21 protein-coding genes are annotated in these 22,109 nt (G+C 67.3%); 14 read left to right on the forward strand and 7 right to left on the reverse strand.

Annotated elements, in window-relative coordinates:
• The first annotated feature begins 54 nt into the window (after window positions 1-54).
• The 9 genes from ASD05_RS20545 to ASD05_RS20585 all read left to right on the forward strand — a co-directional run bounded on the left by ASD05_RS20545 (window position 55) and on the right by ASD05_RS20585 (window position 7,961).
• On the forward strand, window positions 55-1,323 hold the full coding sequence (locus ASD05_RS20545) for an ABC transporter substrate-binding protein (RefSeq protein WP_056596363.1): 1,269 nt from the start codon (window positions 55-57) through the stop codon (window positions 1,321-1,323).
• A gap of 4 nt (window positions 1,324-1,327) precedes the next feature.
• Window positions 1,328-2,245: an ABC transporter permease gene (locus ASD05_RS20550; RefSeq protein ID WP_056596366.1), complete on the forward strand. Its 918-nt coding sequence runs from the start codon at window positions 1,328-1,330 to the stop codon at window positions 2,243-2,245.
• A 282-nt stretch (window positions 2,246-2,527) separates the two neighbouring features.
• Window positions 2,528-3,418 carry an ABC transporter permease gene (locus tag ASD05_RS20555; RefSeq protein WP_056596368.1) on the forward strand — a complete coding sequence of 297 codons (891 nt, stop codon included), beginning with the start codon at window positions 2,528-2,530 and terminating at the stop codon, window positions 3,416-3,418.
• Between the two features lie 63 nt (window positions 3,419-3,481).
• Window positions 3,482-4,606: a sterol desaturase family protein gene (locus ASD05_RS20560; protein ID WP_056596371.1), complete on the forward strand. Its 1,125-nt coding sequence runs from the start codon at window positions 3,482-3,484 to the stop codon at window positions 4,604-4,606.
• Window positions 4,606-5,394: a YaeF family permuted papain-like enzyme gene (locus tag ASD05_RS20565; RefSeq protein WP_056596374.1), complete on the forward strand. Its 789-nt coding sequence runs from the start codon at window positions 4,606-4,608 to the stop codon at window positions 5,392-5,394. The genes ASD05_RS20560 and ASD05_RS20565 overlap by 1 nt, the downstream gene beginning before the upstream one ends.
• On the forward strand, window positions 5,391-6,608 hold the full coding sequence (locus tag ASD05_RS20570; protein ID WP_056596377.1) for an NAD(P)/FAD-dependent oxidoreductase: 1,218 nt from the start codon (window positions 5,391-5,393) through the stop codon (window positions 6,606-6,608). The genes ASD05_RS20565 and ASD05_RS20570 overlap by 4 nt, the downstream gene beginning before the upstream one ends.
• Before the next feature lie 110 nt (window positions 6,609-6,718).
• A complete protein-coding gene (gene rpsU / locus ASD05_RS20575; protein ID WP_007833691.1) occupies window positions 6,719-6,931 on the forward strand; it encodes a 30S ribosomal protein S21 in 213 nt (70 codons plus the stop codon).
• 110 nt (window positions 6,932-7,041) lie between these two features.
• A complete protein-coding gene (locus ASD05_RS20580; protein WP_007833692.1) occupies window positions 7,042-7,491 on the forward strand; it encodes a GatB/YqeY domain-containing protein in 450 nt (149 codons plus the stop codon).
• Entirely contained in the window at window positions 7,491-7,961 is a 471-nt protein-coding gene (locus ASD05_RS20585; RefSeq protein WP_056596380.1) for an NUDIX domain-containing protein, read from the forward strand. The genes ASD05_RS20580 and ASD05_RS20585 overlap by 1 nt, the downstream gene beginning before the upstream one ends.
• Before the next feature lie 6 nt (window positions 7,962-7,967).
• Here the strand turns inward: ASD05_RS20585 and ASD05_RS20590 are convergent, their stop codons facing one another.
• On the reverse strand, window positions 7,968-8,723 hold the full coding sequence (locus ASD05_RS20590) for a sulfite exporter TauE/SafE family protein (protein ID WP_056596383.1): 756 nt from the start codon (window positions 8,721-8,723) through the stop codon (window positions 7,968-7,970).
• A gap of 101 nt (window positions 8,724-8,824) precedes the next feature.
• Between ASD05_RS20590 and ASD05_RS20595 the strand changes: the two genes are divergently transcribed.
• Window positions 8,825-9,730 carry a LysR family transcriptional regulator gene (locus ASD05_RS20595; RefSeq protein ID WP_056596386.1) on the forward strand — a complete coding sequence of 302 codons (906 nt, stop codon included), beginning with the start codon at window positions 8,825-8,827 and terminating at the stop codon, window positions 9,728-9,730.
• Window positions 9,731-9,756: 26 nt separating this feature from the next.
• Here the strand turns inward: ASD05_RS20595 and pmbA are convergent, their stop codons facing one another.
• Window positions 9,757-11,127 carry a metalloprotease PmbA gene (pmbA, locus tag ASD05_RS20600; RefSeq protein ID WP_056596389.1) on the reverse strand — a complete coding sequence of 457 codons (1,371 nt, stop codon included), beginning with the start codon at window positions 11,125-11,127 and terminating at the stop codon, window positions 9,757-9,759.
• A 105-nt stretch (window positions 11,128-11,232) separates the two neighbouring features.
• Here pmbA and yjgA point away from each other — a divergent pair, with 105 nt between their 5' ends.
• The gene (yjgA, locus tag ASD05_RS20605; RefSeq protein ID WP_056596392.1) at window positions 11,233-11,889 is read left to right on the forward strand and encodes a ribosome biogenesis factor YjgA; all 657 of its coding nucleotides are present in this window, start codon (window positions 11,233-11,235) and stop codon (window positions 11,887-11,889) included.
• A 121-nt stretch (window positions 11,890-12,010) separates the two neighbouring features.
• Window positions 12,011-12,598, forward strand: a complete 588-nt coding sequence (mog, locus tag ASD05_RS20610) for a molybdopterin adenylyltransferase (protein ID WP_056596395.1) — start codon at window positions 12,011-12,013, stop codon at window positions 12,596-12,598.
• A 27-nt stretch (window positions 12,599-12,625) separates the two neighbouring features.
• On the opposite strand, the gene ASD05_RS20615 is transcribed toward mog, so the two are convergent.
• The 5 genes from ASD05_RS20615 to czcI all read right to left on the reverse strand — a co-directional run bounded on the left by ASD05_RS20615 (window position 12,626) and on the right by czcI (window position 20,050).
• Window positions 12,626-13,378 carry an SDR family oxidoreductase gene (locus tag ASD05_RS20615; protein ID WP_056596573.1) on the reverse strand — a complete coding sequence of 251 codons (753 nt, stop codon included), beginning with the start codon at window positions 13,376-13,378 and terminating at the stop codon, window positions 12,626-12,628.
• Window positions 13,379-13,509: 131 nt separating this feature from the next.
• A complete protein-coding gene (locus tag ASD05_RS20620) occupies window positions 13,510-16,701 on the reverse strand; it encodes a CusA/CzcA family heavy metal efflux RND transporter (protein ID WP_056596397.1) in 3,192 nt (1,063 codons plus the stop codon).
• Window positions 16,702-16,711: 10 nt separating this feature from the next.
• Complete coding sequence (locus tag ASD05_RS20625) at window positions 16,712-18,067, reverse strand: efflux RND transporter periplasmic adaptor subunit (RefSeq protein WP_056596401.1); 1,356 nt, start codon at window positions 18,065-18,067, stop codon at window positions 16,712-16,714.
• Between the two features lie 22 nt (window positions 18,068-18,089).
• Window positions 18,090-19,427, reverse strand: a complete 1,338-nt coding sequence (locus ASD05_RS20630; protein WP_056596403.1) for a TolC family protein — start codon at window positions 19,425-19,427, stop codon at window positions 18,090-18,092.
• Between the two features lie 95 nt (window positions 19,428-19,522).
• Window positions 19,523-20,050, reverse strand: coding sequence for a cation efflux protein, CzcI family (gene czcI / locus ASD05_RS20635; RefSeq protein ID WP_321165883.1), 528 nt, complete (start codon window positions 20,048-20,050; stop codon window positions 19,523-19,525).
• Between the two features lie 6 nt (window positions 20,051-20,056).
• On the opposite strand from czcI, the gene ASD05_RS20640 reads away from it, so the two are divergent.
• Together ASD05_RS20640 and ASD05_RS20645 are read left to right on the forward strand one after the other, a co-directional pair.
• The gene (locus tag ASD05_RS20640) at window positions 20,057-20,734 is read left to right on the forward strand and encodes a heavy metal response regulator transcription factor (RefSeq protein ID WP_056596408.1); all 678 of its coding nucleotides are present in this window, start codon (window positions 20,057-20,059) and stop codon (window positions 20,732-20,734) included.
• A gap of 46 nt (window positions 20,735-20,780) precedes the next feature.
• On the forward strand, window positions 20,781-22,109 hold the full coding sequence (locus ASD05_RS20645; protein ID WP_056596411.1) for a heavy metal sensor histidine kinase: 1,329 nt from the start codon (window positions 20,781-20,783) through the stop codon (window positions 22,107-22,109).

Below are 22,109 nucleotides of genomic sequence, written 5' to 3' on the forward strand. Positions count from 1 at the left end.
CTTTCTCTTTTTCCCGCGTTCGTCCCCTTCCACTTTTTTTCTGGAGACCTAGCCATGACCGACCCCATCGACTCGTCCACCGGCGTCAAGCGTCGCACCCTGCTGCAAGGCACGGCCGGCATCCTGGCTGCGGGCGTCGCGCCCTTCGTGCATGCGCAGGAGAAGGTCGTGCTGCGCTACCTCGGCACCGCGGTGAACCAGGACAAGGCCATCGCCGAGAAGTTCAAGGCCGACACCGGCATCGAGATCCAGTACGTGGCCGTGACCACCGACGACGTGACCAAGCGTGCAGTCACCGCGCCGAACAGCTTCGACCTGATCGACACCGAGTTCTTCTCGCTCAAGAAGATCGTGCCGACCGGCAACCTCAAGGGCATCGACACCAAGCGCGTGAAGAACGCCGACAAGATCACCTCGCTCTTCACCAAGGGTGAAGTGGCAGGCAAGAAGGTCGGCAGCCAGGGCACGGCGCCGGTCAAGGTGATTTATCTCGAAGGCGAGAAGAGCAAGGCCTTCGCCAAGTCGGCCACGCAGTTCATGTCGCTGATCCCGACCACCTACAACGCCGACACGCTGGGCATTCGCCCCGACCTGATCAAGCGCCCCATCGGCTCGTGGGCCGAGCTGCTGAACCCGGAGTTCAAGGGCAAGGCGGCGATCCTGAACATTCCGTCGATCGGCATCATGGACGCCGCGATGGTGGTGGAAGCCAAGGGCATCCACAAGTACGCCGACAAGGGCAACATGACCAAGGCCGAGATCGACCTGACGATCAAGACCCTGATCGAAGCCAAGAAGGCCGGCCAGTTCCGCGCGCTGTGGAAGGACTTCAACGAGTCGGTGAACCTGATGGCCTCCGGCGAAGTGGTGATCCAGTCGATGTGGTCGCCCGCCGTGACGGCCGTGCGCAGCAAGGGCATCGACTGCACCTTCCAGCCGCTCAAGGAAGGCTACCGCGCCTGGGCATCGGGCTTCGGCCTGCCGGCCACGCTCTCGGGCAAGAAGCTCGATGGCGCCTATGAGTTCATCAACTGGTTCCTCGACGGCTGGGCCGGTGCGTACCTCAACCGCCAAGGCTACTACAGCGCCGTGCTCGACACCGCCAAGGCCAAGATGGAAGCCTACGAATGGGCCTACTGGATGGAAGGCAAGCCTGCAGCCCAGGACATCAAGAGCCCCCAGGGCGACGTGATCGCCAAGGCCGGCGCAGTGCGCGACGGTGGCAGCTACGAGCAGCGCATGGGCGGCATCGCGTGCTGGAACGCGGTGATGGACGAGAACGAATACATGGTCCGCAAGTGGAACGAGTTCGTTGCGGCCTGAGCCTGTGAGCGCTCCCGCCACCCGCGCGTCCGTCGCCGCTGCCCCCGTCCACGCCGTCAAGGCGTGGTGGCAGGCGGCGCCGTTCGCGCTGGTGTTCCTGCTGTTCTTCCTGATTCCGCTGGCGCTGGTCGCGATGGTCAGCCTGTGGAATTTCAACGAGTACGAGCTGATCCCGGCCGTCACGCTGCGCAACTACCTGAGCCTGTTCGAGGGTTGCGCGAGCCTCACCGACAACGGCGACCTCTGCGTCACGCTCAACACCTACCTGAGCACCTTCAAGTTCTGCGTGCTGGTGTGGGGCATCACGCTGCTCGTCGGCTTTTCGGTGGCCTATTTCCTGGCGTTCCACGTGCGCTCGTCGACCATGCAGACGGTGCTGTTCGTGCTGTGCACCGTGCCCTTCTGGACTTCCAACGTGATCCGCATGATCTCGTGGGTGCCGCTGCTGGGGCGCAACGGGCTGGTCAACCAGGCGCTGATGGGCATGGGGCTCGTGAACCAGCCGGTCGAGTGGCTGCTGTTCTCCGATTTCTCGGTGGTGCTGGCCTTCGTGCACCTGTACACGATGTTCATGATCGTGCCGATCTTCAACAGCATGATGCGCATCGACCGCTCGCTGCTCGAAGCGGCCAGCGACGCGGGCGCCTCGGGCTGGCAGACGCTGTGGAACGTGGTGGTGCCGCTGTCGCGCACCGGCATCCTGATCGGATCGATCTTCGTCATCACCATCGTCATGGGCGACTTCGTCACCATCGGCGTGATGGGCGGCCAGCAGATCGCGTCGATCGGCAAGATCATCCAGGTGCAGACCTCGTACCTGCAGTTTCCGCTGGCTGCGGCCAACGCGATGATCCTGCTGGCGGTGGTGCTGATGATCATCTGGGGGCTCACCCGGCTGGTCGATATTCGCAAGGAGCTCTGAAGTGAGCCGGAGCTCTGACGTTCGAATCGTGCGGCAACGTTCGGGGTGCGATCACGCCGACGGGGTACCTTGCTCCGCGAATGTCCCCCGCCCTTCGGGCTCCTCCTTTATTTCGCTGCGCAAGGCACCCCATCGGCGCGATCGTTCAGAGCACCGGTTGATCGGCTCGCATAAGCGCCGCGCCCATCGTGCACAGGGCACCGGGTGCTCCCCGCAGCGAAATAAAGGAGGAGCCGAAGGCGGGGGACATTCGCGGAGGGGAGTACCCGGTGGCCTGCCCTTATGACCCAACACATCAGAGAACAACGCCCTCCCGGCTTCTGGCCCCTGGCGACAGTCTTCGCTCTATTCGTGCTGTTCCTCTACGGCCCGATGATCACCATCTTCGTGCTGAGCTTCCAGGGCCCCGAGGGCGGCCTGACCTTTCCGCTGCGCGGCCTCTCGCTGCACTGGTTCTACAAGCTGGCCGAAGGCCTGGGCACCGTCGACATCGGCGCGGCCTTCCGGCGCTCGCTGGCGCTGGGTGCGGTGGTGATGGCTTTCACCGTCGTGCTGTCGGTGCTCGCCGGGCTCGCGTTCCGCAAGAAGCTCGCGGGCAGCAACGCCCTGTTCTTCGTCACGGTCGCCAGCCTCATCATGCCGTCGATCATCATTTCGCTGGGCATCGGCCTGCAGTTCCGGCTGCTCGACACGGGCATCAAGAGCCTGCTCACGGCCGTGGACGCAACCACCCTGCTCGAGGGCTACGGCACCGCGCTCGGCCTGTTCAGCTCCGCCCTCGGCGCGCACCTGACGTGGACGCTGCCGTTCGGGCTGCTCATCATGTTCGCGGTGTTCAACCGCTTCAACCCGGCCTACGAGGAAGCCGCGCGCGACCTCGGCGCAACGCCGTGGCAGACCTTCCGCTTCGTGGTGCTGCCGCTGATCGGCCCATCGATCGTGGGCATCGGCATGTTCGGCTTCACGCTGTCGTGGGACGAGATTGCCCGCACCTCGCAGGCCATCGGCGACGTCAACACGCTGCCGCTCGAACTGCAGGGGCTGACCTCGACCGTCACCACGCCCTCGATCTATGCCCTGGGGACGGTGACGACGGTGGTGTCGCTGCTGGTGATGGCGGTGGCGCTGGGAGCGGCTGCGCTGCTGCGCCGGCGCTCTGTGCGGAAGGCGTGAGCGTTTTCCTACAGCCGCCTAAAATCGCGCCCCAACAAAAGCGCAAGCAGGAAAGAGGCGGAAATGCTCGAGAAACTCAATGAATTCACGGAAAGCCACGGCGAATTGCGCCGCGGCCGAGGCCTGGTCACAGGAACCATCGCACTGAGCCTCGGCATCCTGTGCTTCCTCGGCGTGCTGGCCTTCCACTTTCCGCAGTACCTCACCACGCCCGAGCTGCGCAAGAGCTACAACGTCGACGTGATGCGCTTCATCCTGCTGGCGGCCATGGTGATCTCGGGCGGGCTGTCGCTGGTCAACATCATCTTCAATCGCTCGCGCTGGCTGTCGTCGGCCGCGTTCCTGCTGGTGGCGGCCTCGGCGCTGCTGGGCGGGCACAAGGTGCCGGTGCACGACTTCGCGGACAACACGCCGTACATCGGGCTGGACTGGTTCATCCTCGACCTGCTGGGCTCGTCGCTGATCTTCATCTTCATCGAGAAGCTCTTTGCGCTGCGCAAAGACCAACCCGTGTTCCGCGAGGAGTGGCAGACCGACTTCCACCACTTCGTGGTGAACCACATGATCGTGGGCTTCGTGCTGCTGGCCACCAACCTGATGGTGCACAAGTTCTTCGGCTGGGCCGCCAACGACGGCATCCGCGGCTGGGTGGGCAACCTGCCGTTCTGGGCCGGCATCCTGCAGATCATCCTGGTGGCCGATCTCGTGCAGTACTGGACGCACCGCGCGTACCACGAGGTGCCGGTGTTGTGGCGCCTGCACGCGGTGCACCACAGCGTGAAGAGCATGGACTGGATGGCGGGCTCGCGCCAGCACATCCTCGAACTGCTGATCACGCGCACGCTGGTGCTCGCGCCGATCTACGTGCTGGGCTTCAGCAAGGAAGTGATCGACGCCTACATCGTGGTGGTGGGCTTCCAGGCGGTGTTCAACCACTGCAACGTGAGCGTGCGGCTCGGCCCGCTGCGCTACCTGATCGTGACGCCCAACTTCCACCACTGGCACCACAGCCAGGACATCGAGGCGCTCGACAAGAACTACGCGGCGCACTACGCCTTCCTCGACTACCTCTTCGGCACCGCGGTGAAGAGCACCAAGCTCTGGCCCGAGAAATACGGCGTGCTGGGCGACTACGTGCCCAATGGCTTCTTCAAGCAGCTGAAGTTCCCGTTCGTCTGGAAAGGCTGATGCGCTCCCGCTTCCGGACTTTCGCGGCCCTCGCTGCCGCGGGCGCCGCCCTGCTGCTCACTGCCTGCGCCACCCGCGTCGACCTGCCGACCAAGGACGCCGGCCTGCGCGTGCGGGTGCAGAGCTCGGTCATCGCGCCGGGCAACGGCGGCGAACTCATCGTCGCCGACGCGCTGGCGCCGGGCGACATCCTGCTGACCTCCATCGCCACGTTGAACTCCTTCGGCATCCGGCTGGGCACCTTCTCGCCGGTGAGCCATGCGGTGCTTTACCTCGGCGACGGCCAGATCGCCGAAGCCGTGGGCACCGGCGTGCGCGCACGGCCGCTGGCCGAGGTGGTCGATGAAGAGCAGATGGTGGTGGCCTTCCGAGTGCCGGGCGTGGACGAAGCCGGCGCCGGGCGCATGCGCGAATGGGCGCTGTCTCAGGTCGGCGCGCGCTACAACACCGTGGGCGTGCTGCTGAACGCGCCTTTCGTGCTGAACCGGCGCCTGTGCGAGCTGCCGCTGGTGCCGGGCGCGGTCAGCCACTACTGCATGAGCGGCATGGCGATGGTGCAGTTGGGCGCGAGCCGCGACGACCAGTTCTTCTGCTCGCAGTTCGTGCTCGAGGCCTACAGGCAGGCCGGCCTGCCGATCACCAGCGCCGATCCGCGCTGGGTGAGTCCGGCCGACCTGCTGCACATGCGCGAGGGCGACGTGCCCTCCATCGCCGCCACGCAGCCGCTGCGCTACGTGGGCCACCTGAAATACAACCCGCCGCCTCTGCTCGCGGCAGACGGCCCTTGAGCGCGCCCGAGTCTTCCCGCTTCGACGTCGTCGTGATCGGCGCCGGGGCCGCCGGGCTGTTCTGCGCCGGCGTCGCAGGTCAGCGCGGGCTCAAGGTGCTGGTGGTGGACCACAGCGAGAAGGTGGGCGAGAAGATCCGCATCTCGGGCGGCGGCCGCGCCAATTTCACCAACCGCGACCTCGACGTGCGCGCGCCGCAGCGCCACTTCATCGGCGACAACCCCAATTTCTGCCGCTCGGCGCTGTCGCGCTATGCGCCGCAACAGTTCATCGAACTGGTGCAGAAGCACGGCATCGCCTTCCACGAGAAGCACAAGGGGCAGCTGTTCTGCGACGGCTCCTCGCAGCAGATCGTCGACCTGCTGCTGGCGGAATGCGCGGTGGGCGGGGTCGAGCGGTGGCAGCCGTGCAAGGCCGAAAACATCACGCTGGCAGGCTCTGGCAGCTATCGAATCGAGAGCAGCCGCGGTGCCATCGAAACGCCGAAGATCGTGGTTGCCACCGGCGGCCTGTCGATCCCCCAGATCGGCGCCAGCGACTTCGGCTACCGCATCGCCGAGCAGTTCGGCCTGCGCCTCGTCACGCCCCGGCCGGCGCTGGTGCCGCTGACCTTCGGCGGCGAGGCCTGGGCGCCGTATGCCGAACTGGCCGGGCTCGCGCTGCCGGTGCGCATCGAAACCGGTGCCAGGAAGGAAAAGACGGCATTCCTCGAAGACCTGCTGTTCACCCATCGGGGCCTGTCGGGCCCGGCGGTGCTGCAGATTTCGAGCTACTGGAAGCCCGGCACCCCGCTGACGCTCGATTTCGCGCCGGGCACGAACGTGGCCGAGGCGCTCGGCGAAGCCAAGCTGCGCTCGAAGAAGCGCATCGCCAACGAACTGGCCACGCTGGTGCCCTCCCGGCTGGCCGACGCCTGGGTCGGACAGGACCCGGCCCTGCAGCGCCCCGTCAACGAGGCCGCCGACAAGGCGCTGGCCGCCCTGTCGGAGCGCATCGCCCGCTGGCAGATCACCCCCAGCGGCACCGAAGGCTACAAGAAGGCCGAGGTGACGGCCGGCGGCGTCGACACCCGCGACCTGTCGTCCCAGACCATGGAATCGAAGCAGCCGGGCCTGTATTTCATCGGCGAAGTGGTCGATGTGACGGGTTGGTTGGGCGGATACAACTTCCAATGGGCCTGGGCGAGCGCGCACGCCTGCGCAAGCGCGCTATAATCTCGGGCTAACTTCTGGCCTCCCCTCAACGGCCACCAAAGATTTCAGTTGAGGAACCCCGGCTTTGGGCCTCGATCTCCCCGAGCCAACTTCAGTTCAACGATTCATCAATGACCACCATCCGCGTTAAAGAAAACGAGCCCTTCGACGTCGCACTGCGCCGTTTCAAGCGCACCATCGAAAAGCTCGGCCTGCTGACCGACCTGCGCGCCCGCGAGTTCTACGAAAAGCCGACCGCCGAGCGCAAGCGCAAGAAGGCCGCCGCGGTCAAGCGCCACTACAAGCGCGTGCGCAGCATGCAGCTGCCCAAGAAGCTGTACTAAGCAACGCCCCGGGCGGTTCGCTCTCGACGAAAGTCGGCGCTACTGCCCCGTTGCCTCAGCCGCGCCAGGGAAACCTGCCGCGGCTTTTGTTTTTTCCGAAAGGTTGCCGAATGACACTCAAAGAACAGATCACCGAAGACATGAAGACGGCGATGCGCGCCAAGGACTCCGAGCGCCTCGCCACCATCCGCCTGCTGCTCGCAGCCTTGAAGCAGAAGGAAGTCGACGAGCGCGTGGAGCTCGACGACGCCATGGTCGTCGCCATCGTCGACAAGATGGTCAAGCAGCGCAAGGACTCGATCGCCGCCTTCACCACCGGCGGCCGCATCGACCTGGCCGACAAGGAGGCTGCCGAGATCAAGGTGCTCGAGGTCTACCTGCCCCAGCGCATGAGCGCCGATGAAACGGTGGCCGCAGTGAAGGCCATCGTGGCCGAACTGGGCGCCAGCGGCCCCGGCGACATGGGCAAGGTGATGGGCGTGGTCAAGACCCGCCTCGCCGGCAAGGCCGACATGGGCCAGGTCAGCGCCGCCGTCAAAGCGGCCCTGACAGGCGCCTGATGAGCACCGGCAGCCCCAGCGCCCCGATCCTCAAGGCCTGTGCCTGCCTGGTCGACGCGCAGGGCCGGCTGCTGGTATTCCGCCATCCCGAGGATGGCAACATGCAGCTCCCCAAGGGCACCATCGAGCCCGGCGAGTCGCCCGAGATCGCGGTGCGCCGCGAGCTGCTCGAAGAATCGGGCATCGACTACGCCGGCCCGCTGCAGTCGCTCGGCACGCTCGACCGCGAATGCGAAGCCGGCGTCGAGGGCAACACGCACCGCCATCCGCAGCTGTGGCACCTGTTCCTGATGCGCGCCGAGGGCAGGCTGCCCGAGACCTTCATGCACACCGCCACCGGCAGTCCTGAAGAAGAAGGCCTCATCTTCCTGTTCAGCTGGCTCGAACCCGGCGATGCCATCGACGACTTCGCCCTGCCCTACCGCCAGACAATCGAGCGCGTGCGCACGGCCCTGCTGCTCGCGGCCTGAGGCTTTTCAGCCCGCGGCGCGCGTGACCATGTACACGCCCAGCAGCGCCAGTCCGACCAGGAAGCAGCGCCGGAACACGGTCACCGAAAGCCGCCGCCGCAGCCAGGTCCCGAGCACCATGCCGCCGATGGCCGGCACCAGCATCGCGATCGAGCCGCCTACCGCCGACATCGGATAGCTTCCGTTCCCGGCCAGCCCGATGGCTAGAACCACGGTCGAGGTGGTGAACGAAATGCCCATCGCCTGGATCAATGAGTCGCGCTGGAACCCCAGCGCCTGCAGGTACGGCACGGCCGGCACCACGAACACGCCGGTCACGGCCGTCACCACCCCCGTGGCGATGCCCGCCACAGGCCCCAGCCAGCGCGCCTGCCCCTCGGCCACGTGCAGCTGCCGCCCCGTCAGCCCCCAGCCCGCATAGAGCACCAGCGCCACGCCGAGCGCCACCGTCGCCCACGCCCCCGACGGCACGCCCAGCCACAACGCACCGCCCAGCGTGCCGGCGACGATCCCCGCCTGCATGCCGCCGATGCGCTCGAGCACCGGCACGAAGCTCGCGCGCGGCCCGGTCTGCCAGACGTTGGTGACCAGCGACGGCACGATCAGCAGCGCCGCCGCCTGCACCGGCGGCATCCACAGCGCGAGCAGCGCCATAGACACCGTGGGCAGCCCCAGCCCGATCACGCCCTTGATCACCCCGGCCAGCAGGAACACGGCCGCTGCGGCAACCCAGAAGCTCGTCAAGTTGTTCGAATGCATCATCGCGGCCGAGTCTGCCGGGCAATGCCGCACTGGGAAATGCGGTGTTCGCAGAGCCAGCCTCAGGCTGCGGCTGAGGCTCTTGATGCACACTCCGCCGAACCATGCGATTCGATCTCACCGACCTTCGGCTTTTTCTCAACGTCGTCGAAGCCGGCAGCCTCACCGGTGGCGCCGGGCGCTCGCACATGACGCTGGCCTCCGCGAGCCAGCGCGTGCGCGGCATGGAAGACGCCCTCGGCAGCCCACTGCTCACGCGCCACGCGCAGGGCGTGCGCGCCACCGAGGCCGGCCGCACGCTGCTGCACCATGCGCGCGTCGTTCTGCAGCAGATGGAACGCCTGCGCGGCGAGCTCGGCGAATACGGCCAGGGCCTCAAGGGGCACGTGCGCTTCATGTGCGGCACCTCGGCGCTGACCGAGCACCTTCCCGAGGTGCTGAGCCGTTTTCTCGCCGAACATCCGCGCATCTCGGTCGACCTCGAGGAGCGCGCCAGCCCGGACACGGTGGAAGCGCTGCGCGGCGGCCTGTGCGACATCGGCATCGTCTCGGACGCCATCGACAGCGAAGGCCTGGAATGCCATCCCTTTCGCCGCGACGATCTCGTGCTCGTGATGCCTCGCGGCCATGCGTTGGCCGGACGCCGGCGCCTGCGGCTGGCCGACGCGGTCGACAGCGAATTCGTGGGCCTGCCCGCGAACAGTGCGCTGCAGCAGCTGATCACCCAGCACGTGCGCGCACTCGGCAAGCACTTGGCCTACCGGGTGCGCGTGCGCAACTTCGAGGCCGTGTGCCGCATGGTGGAGTACGGCATCGGCGTCGGCATCGTGCCGCAGACCGCGGCCGAACGCTGCGCGCGTTCGATGAAGATTGCACGCGCCTCGCTCTCCGACGCCTGGGCGGAACGCACGCTGATGGCCTGCGTGCGTTCGTCGGAAGACCTGCCGCTCAATGCGCGGCGCATGCTCGAGCACCTGGTCGCGCCACCGGGAGACGCGGCGAAGAGGTGATCGGCGGGCGGGCGCCCGCCCCGGGCTCAGCTGCCCGCGATCTTCATCCGGTTCACCAGGACCGACCCCGTGGTCTTGGCGCCGAAGGTATAGGCATCGGCCCCGATGGCCTCGATGCCCATGAGCATGTCCTTCAGGTTGCCGGCGATGGTGATCTCCTGCACCGGGAAGGCGATGCGGCCCTTCTCGACCCAGAAGCCGCTGGCGCCGCGCGAGTAATCGCCGGTCACGTAGTTCACGCCCTGCCCCATCAGCTCGATCACGAACAGGCCGGTGCCGAGCTTGGCGAGCATGGCGTCGAGGTCGTCGCCGTGCTTCGTGAGGCGCGAGCTCAGCGTCAGGTTGTGCGAACCGCCGGCGTTGCCGGTGGTCTTCATGCCCAGCTTGCGGGCCGAATAGGTCGACAGGAAGTAGCCTTCGAGGCGGCCGGCATCGACCACCTTGCGCGCCCGCGTGGTCACGCCTTCGTCGTCGAAGGGCGCGCTGCCCTTGCCGCGCATCACGTGCGGGTCTTCGGCCACGTCCACGTGCTTCGGCAGCACCGGCTTGCCTAGCGAGTCGAGCAGGAAGCTGCTCTTGCGGTACAGCGCACCGCCGCTCACGGCCTGCACCAGCCCGCCCAGCAGGCCCACGGCCAGCGGCGACTCGAACAGCACCGGGCATTCGGTGGTCTTGATCTTGCGCGACTTCAGGCGGCTCAGCGCCCGTTCGGCGGCGTAGCGGCCCACGGCCTGCGGGCTGGCCAGTTCGCCGGCCGAGCGCATGGAGCTGTACCAGGCGTCGCGCTGCATGTCGTCGCCCTTGCCGGCGATGGGCGCCACCGAGATCGAGTGCCGCGAGCTGGCATAGCCGCCGCGAAAGCCGTGCGTGTGGGCGCTGAAGAAGTGGCTCTGCTGCGCCGAGACGCCCGCGCCTTCGCTGTTGGTGATGCGCTTGTCGGTCGTCAGGGCCGCCTCTTCGCATTCCAGCGCCAGCCTGGCGGCCTGCTCGCTCGTCACGTCCCAGGGATGGAACAGGTCGAGTTCGGGGTGCACCTTGGCGATGTCCTCTTCGTCCGGCAGGCCGCTGACGGGGTCTTCGGCCGTGAAGCGGGCGATGTCGTAGGCCGCCTGCACGGTCTGCTTGATGGCGGCGTCGGAGAAGTCGGAGGTGCTGGCGTTGCCGCGGCGGTGGCCCACGTAGACCGTGATGCCCAGCGACTTGTCGCGGTTGCGCTCGACGTTTTCCAGCTCGCCCTTGCGTACCGAGACGCTCAGGCCACAGCCCTCGGAGGCCTCGGCCCCGGCGTCGGTGGCGCCGAGCTTCTTGGCGTGGGCCAGGGCCGAGTCGACCAGGTTTTCGAAGAAGGAGCGGCTGTAGGCGAAGCCGGAATCGGCGCGCGAGGAGGATGTCGTCATGTGGTGGCTATGATACTTGCGCCCCCCATTTCCCGTTTTCCCCCAGCTTCCCACTGCGCATTGCACGCGTTGCAACGCCGCACGGTGCGGCCCAGAATCCACCTCATGTCCCGCAAACCCAAAAAAGGCTATTTCGTCCGTGGCCAGTTCGTCGCCGAGGGCAGCGAACTCGACCTTGAGCTCAAGCGCGAGCTCAAGGGCTCCGACGAAGGCAGCCGCACCGATCTCAAGCGCGAAAGCGACGAACTGCAGAAGCTCGGCGCCGAGCTGCTCACACTGCGCGCCGGCCTGTTCGACGCACTCCAGCTCGACGAGAAACTGGTCGACGCCATCGCCGAGGCCAGGCGCATCACCAATTTCGAGGGCAAGCGCCGCCAGATGCAGTTCATCGGCAAGCTCATGCGCAAGCTGGAGCCCGAAGTGCTCGAGGCCGTGAAGCTCGCCCTGAGCGAACAGAACAGCGTGCCGGCCGCCGAAACCGCCGCCCTGCACGAGGCCGAACGGTGGCGCGACCGGCTGATTGCCGACGACGACGCCCTGGGTGGCTGGATCGAAACCCATCCCGCCACCGACTCGCAACAGCTGCGCGCCCTGGTGCGCCAGGCCCGCAAGGACATGAAGTCCGGCCCGGCCGGTGAAGCGCCGCGCCAGGGCAAGGCGTATCGCGAAATCTTTCAGCTCGTGCGCGCGCAACTGGCAGTGCACGGAGGCGCGGACTATGCGGCGGCTGCCGCCGCGCAAGACCGGGAAGACGACGCATGAGCCCCTTGCTTTTCTCCCTCCCCTCCCGGGGGAGGGCCGGGGTGGGGGCAAGCGGCGTATCCATCGAGCGCTCTGCCTGCCCCCATCCCAACCTTCCCCCGGAAGGGGAAGGAGCAACACCATGAGCGCACCTGACTCTGTTCGCATCGGCATCGTCTCGGTCAGCGACCGCGCCTCCAGCGGCACCTACGAAGACAAGGGCCTGCCTGCGCTGAAGGAGTGGCTCGGCCGGGCATTGAAGAACCCCATCGAATTCGAGCCACGACTGATTCCCGACGAGGCCGACCGCATCAGCGCGACGCTGATCGAACTGGTCGACGCCGGCTGCTCGCTGGTGCTGACCACCGGCGGCACCGGCCCCGCCCTGCGCGACGTGACCCCAGAGGCCACGCTGGCCGTGGCCCACAAGGAAATGCCCGGCTTCGGCGAGCAGATGCGCCAGATCAGCCTGCGCTTCGTGCCGACCGCGATCCTGTCGCGCCAGGTGGCGGTGATCCGTGGCAAGAGCCTGATCATCAACCTGCCGGGGCAGCCGAAGTCGATCGCGGAGACGCTCGAAGGGCTCAAGGACACCGAAGGCGTGCAGGTCGTACCCGGCATCTTTGCAGCGGTGCCCTACTGCATCGACCTGATCGGCGGGCCGTACCTCGAGACGGACGATTCGGTCTGCAAGGCGTTCAGGCCGAAGTCGGCCGTTCGCGCACGCTGACCCGCCCTTGAAAGCGCCCGCCCCTTCTCAGGCCTTCGCGTGCTGCGCGAGCCAGTCTTCGAAGCGGGTCGCCCCCAGGCGCGGGTTGGCGCCGGGCGTCAGCGAACCGTCGTCGAGCCGCACGCCGAAGTAGCGCGATCCGGGATCGGTCACGACCGGCCGGGCATCGCCGTTCGCCGCGAAAAAGCGGCGCACCAGTTCGTCGAGCGGCATGGCCTCGGGCCCGGCGATCTCGATACGGCCCTGCGCCGGCGGCTCGGTCACGACCTCGGCCAGCGCCGCCGCCACGTCCTCCGCCGCCATCGGCTGGATGCGCGCGTTCGACAACCGCACCGCGCCGTCCTGGACGCTCGATGCCGCGATGCTGCCCACGAACTCGAAGAACTGCGTGGCCTGCACGATGGTGTACGGCACGGGCGACGCCTCGATCAGCTCTTCCTGGAGCTGCTTGGCGCGGAAGTAGCCGCTGTCCAGCAAGTGCCTGGTGCCGACCACCGACAGCGCGATGTGATGCGCCACGCCGGCCTCCGCCTCGGCCGCGAGCAGGTTGCGTCCGGAGGTCTCGAAGAAGTGGCGCACGGCCTCGTCCTCGAACGAAGGCGAGTTCGCGACGTCCACGACCACGCGGGCGCCCGCGAGCGCCTCCTTCAGGCCTTCGCCGGTGAGGGCATTGACGCCGGTGGAGGGTGACGCGGCGACGACCTCGTGGCCGGCCTGTCGCAGCCGCGCGGCGAGTTTCGAGCCGATGAGGCCGGAGCCTCCGATGATGACGATCTTCATGGTCGATTCCTTGGTCGAAGAGTACGAAAAGAGCATCCCCGTGGATGCTCCCACCTGCAAGACGTCCGGCTGCGTGTGTTTGTGACAGCCGGACCGCCTCCTCCCCGAAAAATCGGCCCGTGCGGCTCCGGCTAGGCACCGAGCGGTGCGCCGCGTCGCTGATCCTGCGCTTCCTCTTCCTGTTCCTCCTCGTCGCGCCGGTGCGCGATGCGGTAGAGCAGCGGAAGCACCAGCAGCGTCAGCGCGGTCGACGACAGGATGCCGCCGATCACCACCGTCGCCAGCGGCCGCTGCACCTCGGCGCCGGTGCCGGTGGCGATGGCCATCGGCACGAAACCCAGCGAGGCGACCAGCGCCGTCATCAGCACCGGCCGCAGCCGCGTGAGCGCGCCCTCGCGGATCGCGGCGTCCAGCGGCAGCCCGCCTTCACGCAGATTGCGGATGAACGAGATCATCACCAGCCCGTTGAGCACCGCCACGCCCGACAGCGCGATGAAGCCCACTGCCGCCGAAATCGACAGCGGAATGCCGCGCAACCACAGCGCCACGATGCCGCCCGTGAGCGCGAACGGAATGCCGGTGAACACCAGCAGGCCGTCCTTCAGGTTGCCGAACATCGCGAACAGCAGCGTGAACACCAGCAGCAGCGACACCGGCACCACCACCTGCAGCCGTTCGGTGGCCGAGGCGAGGTTCTCGTACTGACCGCCCCACACGGTCCAGTAGCCGGCAGGGATCTTCACCTTGCCCATCGCCTCCTCGGCTTCGGCCACGAAGGAGCCGAGGTCGCGGCCGCGCACGTTGGCACTCACCACGATGCGGCGCTTGCCGTCCTCGCGGCTCACCTGGTTGGGGCCGGGTGCAATGTCGAGCGTGGCCACCTCGCCCAGCGGGATGAAGCTGGTGCGCATGCCTTCGGCGCCCGCGCCTGCTCCCTTCGGCAAGGCAACGGGCAGGCGCTTGATGGCCTCGAGGTCGGTGCGCAGGTTCTCGGGCAGCCGCACGATGATGTCGAAGCGTCGGTCGCCGTCGAACAGCGTGCCCGCCTCGCGCCCGCCGACCGCGGCCGAGATCGCGTCCTGCACGTCGCCCACATTGAGGCCGTAGCGCGCGGTCTTGTTGCGGTCGATGTTCACCGTGAGCATCGGCAGGCCGGTGGTCTGCTCGACCTTCACTTCGGCCGCGCCGGCGATCTTGCCCAACGTGCCCGACACCTCGGCCGCCGTCTTGTTCAGCACGTCCATGTCGTCGCCGAAGATCTTCACGGCCACGTCGCTGCGCACGCCTGAGATCAGCTCGTTGAAGCGCAGCTGGATCGGCTGCGAAAACTCGTAGTTGTTGCCCGGCAGCTTCTCCACCTCTTCCTGCACGGCGGCCAGCAGTTCTTCCCGCGTGCGCTTCGGCTTGGGCCACTCGCTCTCGGGCTTGAGCATGATGTAGCCGTCGGAGATGTTCGGTGGCATCGGGTCCGATGCAATCTCGGCCGTGCCCGTGCGCGCGAACACGCGCTCGATCTCCGGAAACTTCGCCTTCAGCGTGCGTTCGAGCTGCTTCTGCATCTCGACCGACTGCGTGAGGCTCGTGCCCGGAATGCGCAGCGCCTGGATCGCGAAATCTCCCTCGCTCAGGCTCGGCACGAACTCGGTGCCCAGGCGCGTCGCCAGCAGGCCCGACAGCACCACCGCCACCGCGGCCAGCGTGATGACCAGCGGCTTGGCCGACATGACGCGCGCAAGCAGCGGCTCGTAGCCGCGCTTGGCCCACACCATCAGGCGGTTCTCCTTCTCGCTGACCTTGTTGCCGATGAACAGCGCCACGGCCGCGGGGATGAAGGTGATCGACAGGATCATCGCGCCCAGCAGCGCAATCACCACGGTGAAGGCCATCGGGTGGAACAGCTTTCCCTCGACCCCCGTGAGCGCAAAGATCGGCAGGTACACGATCATGATGATCAGCTGGCCGAACAGCAGCGGCCGCCTCGCCTCCTGCGAGGCCGCGAACACTTCATGAAAGCGCTCGCTGCGCGTCAGCGGCCGCCCCTTGTGCGCCTGTGCATGGGCCAGCCGCCGCACGCAGTTCTCCACGATCACCACCGCGCCGTCGATGATGATGCCGAAGTCCAGCGCGCCCAGGCTCATGAGGTTGGCGCTGACCTTCTGGTTCACCATGCCGGTGAAGGTGAAAAGCATCGACAGCGGAATCACCAGCGCAGTGATCAGCGCCGCGCGGATGTTGCCGAGGAACAGGAACAGGATCGCGATGACCAGCACCGCGCCCTCGAACAGGTTCTTCTTCACCGTGGCGATGGCCTTGTCGACCAGCACCGTGCGGTCGTACACCGTCACCGCCTTCACGCCGGCGGGCAGCGTGCGGTTGATCTCCCGCATCTTTTTATCGACGGCCTGCGACACGGTGCGGCTGTTCTCGCCGATCAGCATGAACACGGTGCCGAGCACCACTTCGCGGCCGTTGTCGGTGGCGGCACCCGTGCGCAGTTCCTTGCCGATGCCGACCTCGGCCACGTCCCGCACGCGCAGCGGAATGCCGCCCGCGTTGCCGAGGATCACGTTGCCGATGTCTTCCACCGACTTCACCTGTCCCGGCGCGCGAATGAGGTACTGCTCGCCGCGCTTCTCGATGTAGCCCGCGCCCACGTTGGCGTTGTTGCGCTCCAGCGCGGTGACGACGTCGGTCATCGTCAGGCCGTGCGCCAGCAGCTTGGCGGGGTCGGGCGCGATGTCGAACTCCTTGGCGTAGCCGCCGATGGAGTTGATCTCGGTCACGCCCGCCACGTTGCGCAACTGCGGCTTGATGATCCAGTCCTGGATCTCGCGCAGGTCGGTGGGCGAGTACGGCTTGCCGTCGGCTTTCTTCGCGCCCTCCTGTGCCTCGACGGTCCAGAGGTAGATCTCGCCGAGGCCGGTCGAGATCGGCCCGATCACCGGCGAAATGCCGCTCGGCATGCTTTCCCGCGCAGACTGGATGCGCTCGTTGACGAGCTGCCGCGCGAAGTAGATGTCGATGCCGTCCTTGAAGATCACCGTCACCTGCGACAGGCCGTAGCGCGACAGCGAACGGGTCTGCTGCAAGCCCGGCAGCCCGGCCATGACCGTCTCGATCGGGTAGGTCACACGCTGCTCGGTCTCCAGCGGCGAATAGCCGGGTGCGGCGGTGTTGATCTGCACCTGCACGTTGGTGATGTCGGGCACCGCATCGATGGGCAGCTTCTGGTAGCTGAAGATGCCGAGTGCGGCCATACCGAGCACGGCGAGCAGGATCAGCCAGCGTTGTTCGATGGAAAAGCGAATGATGCGTTCGAACATGCAGGCGTCCTCAGTGGGTGTGCGTGGCCGAGCTCTTGCCCTGCTGCGACTTCACGACGAAGCTGCCGCTGGCGGCATAGGCCGCACCGGGCTTCAGTCCGCTCGCGATCTCGATACGCTTGCCATCGCTGCGCCCAATCTGCACGTGCTGCGGCACGAAGCCGCCGGGCACCCTGAGGAACACGGTCGGCTTGTCCTCCACCGTCTGCACTGCCTCGGCCGAGACGGTCACGGGCGCATTCGTCTCGGAGGCCACGAGCTCGACATTCACGAACAGGCCCGGGCGCCAGATGTGCTGCGGATTGGTGAGCGTGACGCGCGCGGTGGCCGTGCGCGTCTGCGCGCCGATCAGCGAGCCCACGTACGAGACCGTGCCACTGGCCGTCTGGTCGAACGAGGTCGAGCGGATGGTCACACGCTCGCCGATGCGCACCAGGTTCAGGTTGTTGGCGGCCACGCTGATCTCGGCCCACACGGTCGACAGGTCGGAGATGGTGAAGACGTTGACGGCTTCTCCCACCGATTCGCCGAGCGAGATGTGCTTCTCGACCACCATGCCGTCGAAGGGCGCGCGCAGTTCGTAGCGGCCCAGCGCCGACGAGCCGGGCGTGGCGCCGAGCGCCAGCAGCTTCTGGTTGGCGTTGGCCACTGCGATCTGCGCCTCCTGCATCGCCTGCTGAGCTTGCAGGTAGTCCTGCTGCGGCGAGATCTTTTCTTCCCACAGCTTCTTCTCGCGCTCGTAGGTGGTGCGGGCCAGCTGCAGCCGGCGCTGCGCCGACTGCAGTTCGCTGCGCTGCTCCGAAAGCCCCGGGCTCGACAGCACCGCGAGCACCTGGCCACGCTTCACTTCCTGCCCCAGGTTGGCCGACACACTGTCGACCACGCCCGCCACGCGCGGCACCACGTGGGCAGTGCGGTCCTCGTTGAACTTGATCTCGCCGGGCAGCTGCAGCGACGTCTTGATGCGCGCGGGGCCGGCGCTCTCGATGCTCACGTCGGCCGCCTTGATCTGCTCGTCCGTGAAGGCGATCTTCTCTTCGTCTTCCTTGTGGCCGGCGGGCTCGTGGCTGGCTTCCCGCTTGCCCTCTTCGTGGTGCTCCTTGTCGGTATGGCCCGAGGCTTCGCCATGGCTGTGATCGTGGTCCTTGCCCTGCGCCTCGGCTTCCTTGTGGCCTTCTTCTTCATGGTGCTCGCCGTCGCCGTGCCCCGCGGCCTCCGAATGGCCCGCTGCTTCGGGCTTGGTGGGTGCGGTGCGCAGAATCATCGCGCCCGCGCCAAGGCCCAGCACCACGACGACCGCGATGGCGATCCACTGCTTCCTGCCCCCGCTTTTTTCAGCGAAAGGTTTGCGTTCTTCGGTGTTCATGATCTTTGGAATTCCTTGCCTGTCAGCGCGCAATGGGCGCCGTCGCGGGAGAGAAGTCGCTGGCTTCGTTGCCGAGCAGCCGGTCGAGGTCGCCGGCCGCGCGGTGCGCGTCGGCCAGTGCGAGCAGGTACTGCGCACGCACCTGGAACAGCGTGCGCTGCGCATCGAGCGCTTCAAGAAAGCTGAACTTGCCGAGCTCGAAGCCCTTGGTCGCGGCCCTGTAGGCGGCTTCGGCGCCGGGCAGCGCATCGCGCTTCAGCGTCTGCGCGGTGGCGCGCGCGGAGCGCAGCCGCTCCGAAGCCTGTGTGACGTCTGTGCCCAGCTGCAGCTCGGCGGCGGCGAGGTCGTCGCGGGCCTTCTCTTCGCGGCTCAGGGCCTCGGCGACGTTGCCGCGGTTGGTGTCGAAGATCGGCAACGGAACCGACAGGCCCACGACCACCTGGTTGCGGCGGCTGCCGCCGGTCTCGCCCTCGGAGGACGGCACGCGCTTGGCGCCGAGCGACACAGTCAGGTCGGGAATGCGCCTGGCCTGCTCCAACTCGGACAGCGCCTTGCGCCGCTCGACTTCGAGCCGCGCCTGCCGCACCACGGGCGCGGCACCCAGGCGGCTTTCCACTTCCTGCGCCGGCACCATCGCCGGCAGTTGGTCGATCGCGCCCTCCACCTGCGTGAAGCGCGGGCTCGGATTGCCCCACAGCGCGGCCAGCTGCTGGCGCGCCGAGCGCAGCGCGCCCTCTGCCTGCAGCAGCTCGACGCGGATGCCGGCCTCGGCCACGCGCGCCCTGGTTTCTTCCAGCGGCGAGACCTTGCCGGCTGCCACGCGGTTGGCCGCCGCGCGGGTGACCGTCTGCGCGAGTCCGGCGGAATCCTGCGCAAGCCGCAGGCGCTCCTGCGAGGTCAGCACGTCGAAGAAGGCGGTGACCGTCGCCGCGCGGATCTCGGCGCGACGGCCGGCCAGCGCCGAGACGGCCTGGTCTCTCGCGCGCTCGGCCGCCGTCACGCGGGCGGCGCGCTTGCCGCCCAGTTCGAGCGACTGGCTCAGCTGCAGCGTGGTGGTGCGGTTGTCGCGGCGCAGGTCTTCCACCTGCGCGTCGAGCGTGGGATTGGGCCAGGCGCCGGCCTGGACGACGGCGGCCTCGGTGGCGTCCTGCTCGCGGGATGCCGCAGACAGGCCGGGGTTGGCCTGCAACGCCATCGCAACGGCGTTGCCCAGCGTCAGCGGGCCTGAGGGCTCCAGCGTACGGGCCGCCGCGCCGGATTGCTGTGAATACGGGGAGCCGGCAGCGGTCGTTGTGACCTGTGAAAAAGCCGGGGGCGCCGCCATGGCCAACGCGGCCAGCGGCACGAAGAGCGTGCGCATCGAATTCTCCTGGGTTGCGAAACAACGGACGGACGAATTCGGCGAGAGCTCAGCTGATGGTGGAAATCAGAAAAGGGGGGTGTTCTCTCGCCGAATCAAAGGGCGAGAGACCGGTCGGGACGGACCGGAACGTCGGAGATGTGCGAGGCGAAGCGCTCGGCGGACGTCGCGCGCAGGGCCGGGGCCACGCGCGCCACGGCCTTCACCGGCTCCGCCGAAGCTTCTGCATGCTGCACGCTGCCGGAATGGCAGACCGCGCAGTCGCCGACCACGGCATTCGGCTGGGTGCTGGAATTCTTCTGCGCGCCCTCCCCGCTGTGGCTGCGGTCGGTGCCGCGGGTTTCGCTTTCGTGATGGCCCCAGTGCTCGGGCTGCGTGTCGCGCTCATGCTGGCAGTACGCCGATGCCGACGCCCAGCTGAACTGGAACGGCAACAGGACGAGCAGGAAGATGAGAAGCCAGCGGCGCATGGGAGCAAAAAGTATATCGGCGGCGCGCGGCAGGCTCTGGCAAAGGCCTTGCGGCCTGCGGGCCCGGCGCAATGTATGACGCCGGGTGAAGGCTTTATCCGTCGATAGGATTACCAAATCGTAATCCCCGTATCGAAAGCGCTTCGATACCATGCGTGAATGCGAATCCTTGTCATAGAAGACGAACCCAAACTGGGCGACTACCTGAAAAAGGGACTCGAGGAGAACGGCTACGTCGTGGATATCGCTCGCGACGGCATCGAGGGGAGGTACCTCGCCACCGAGGGCGACTACGCCCTCATCCTGCTCGACGTGATGCTGCCCGGCATCGACGGCTTTGCCGTGCTGCAGGCCATCCGCCGCACGAAGAACGTGCCCGTACTGGTGCTGACGGCGCGCGACAAGGTCGAGGACCGCGTGCAGGGGCTGCAGCAGGGCGCGGACGACTACCTCGTCAAGCCCTTCTCCTTCTCCGAACTGCTGGCGCGCGTGCAGGCGCTGCTGCGCCGCGGCAAGCAGCAGGAATCCACCGTGCTGCGGCTGGCCGACCTGGAGGTCGATCTCGTCAGCCGCAAGTGCACGCGCAACCGCACGCGGCTCGACCTCACGGCCAAGGAGTTCACGCTTCTGCTGGTGCTGCTGCGCCGACGCGGCCAGATCCTGTCGCGCACCGCGCTCGCCGAGCAGGTGTGGGACATGAACTTCGACAGCGACACCAACGTGGTGGAAGTGGCCATCCGGCGCCTGCGCAGCAAGCTCGACGATCCGTTCGAAGCGAAGCTGCTGCACACGGTGCGCGGCATGGGCTACGTGCTGGAAGACCGGTCCTGGGCATGAGCCCTCCCCCAGGGGCTTGCCCGCTTCGCGGGGCGGCATTTTCCCGATGAGTCCCCGGCCGCAATCGCTGCAGAGCCGGCTGTCGCTCTGGTTCGCGGCACAGACGCTGCTGGGGCTGAGCGGGATCTGCTTCGCCATCTACCTCGTCACGGCCTGGAACTTCAGGCAGAAGCAGGAAGAAGAACTCGAACACAAGGCCGTGCTGGTGCAGCACCTGATGCAGGAAGCCGACAAAGGCGGCGATCTCGCCTTCCTGCAACACAAGCTCGACGACTTCTTCTCGATGCATGACGACGTGACGCTGTCGATCTCGCACGAGGGCAAGCCGCTCTATCAGTCCAGGCCCCTGGCCGGAGGCCGCTGGATGCTGCGCGACGTGGAAGTGCCCTGGACACAAGGCGGCGCCACCACGCAGCTGTCGGCGCGCATCGGCGTGAACACGGCGCAGGAAGCGCAACTGCTGCGGCGCCTGGCGTGGACGCTGCTGGGCGCCGTGGTGCTGGGCACGGCGCTGGTCTCGCTCACCGGCATGTGGCTGGTGCGGCGCGGCCTGCGCCCACTCGAGGCGCTGACCCAGCGCACCGCCGCGATGGCGCCCGACAAGGCCAACCAGCCCATCGACGCAGCAGATTTCGCGGAAGAACTGCGGCCCTGGATCACCCAGTTCAACGCGCTGCTGCTGCGGGTGCAGCGCGCCTACGTGCAGCTCGAATCCTTCAATGCCGACGTGGCGCACGAGTTGCGCACGCCGCTCGCCAACCTGATCGGCACCACCGAACTCGCGCTCACGCGTCCGCGCGGCAACGAGGAGCTGCAGGCCGTGCTCGCGTCCAACCTCGAAGAGATCGGGCGGCTCTCGGGCATCGTCACCGACATGCTGTTTCTCTCGCAGGCCGAACGCGGCACGCCGATGCGCACACGGGCGGTGGCCAGCCTGGCGGCGCAGGCGGGCGACGTGATCGACTTCTACGACGCCATGCTGGAAGAAGCCGGCCTGCGCGCCGAGGTGAAGGGCGACGCCATGGCCGACGTGGACGCCGCGCTGGTCCGGCGCGCCCTCTTCAACCTGCTGGGCAATGCCATCCGTTTTGCGGCGCCTGCTTCGACGATCCGCATCGAGATCGGAAGCGAGAAGAACCACGGCGAGTTCACCTTGACGGTGGTCAATCGGGGCGAGCCGATCGACCCCGCCGCGTTGCCTCGCCTGTTCGAGCGCTTCTATCGCGCAGCACCGGCCCGCGACGGCTCGCCTCGGCACCACGGCCTGGGCCTGTCCATTGTGGAAGCCATCGCGCGCATGCACGGCGGGCGCGTGTTCGCGGCGAGCCAGGGCGGCGAGACGCGCATCGGCTTCACGGTGCGCCGCGACGGCTGA

It is taken from the genome of Variovorax sp. Root434 (assembly GCF_001426595.1).
Classification (GTDB): domain Bacteria; phylum Pseudomonadota; class Gammaproteobacteria; order Burkholderiales; family Burkholderiaceae_C; genus Variovorax.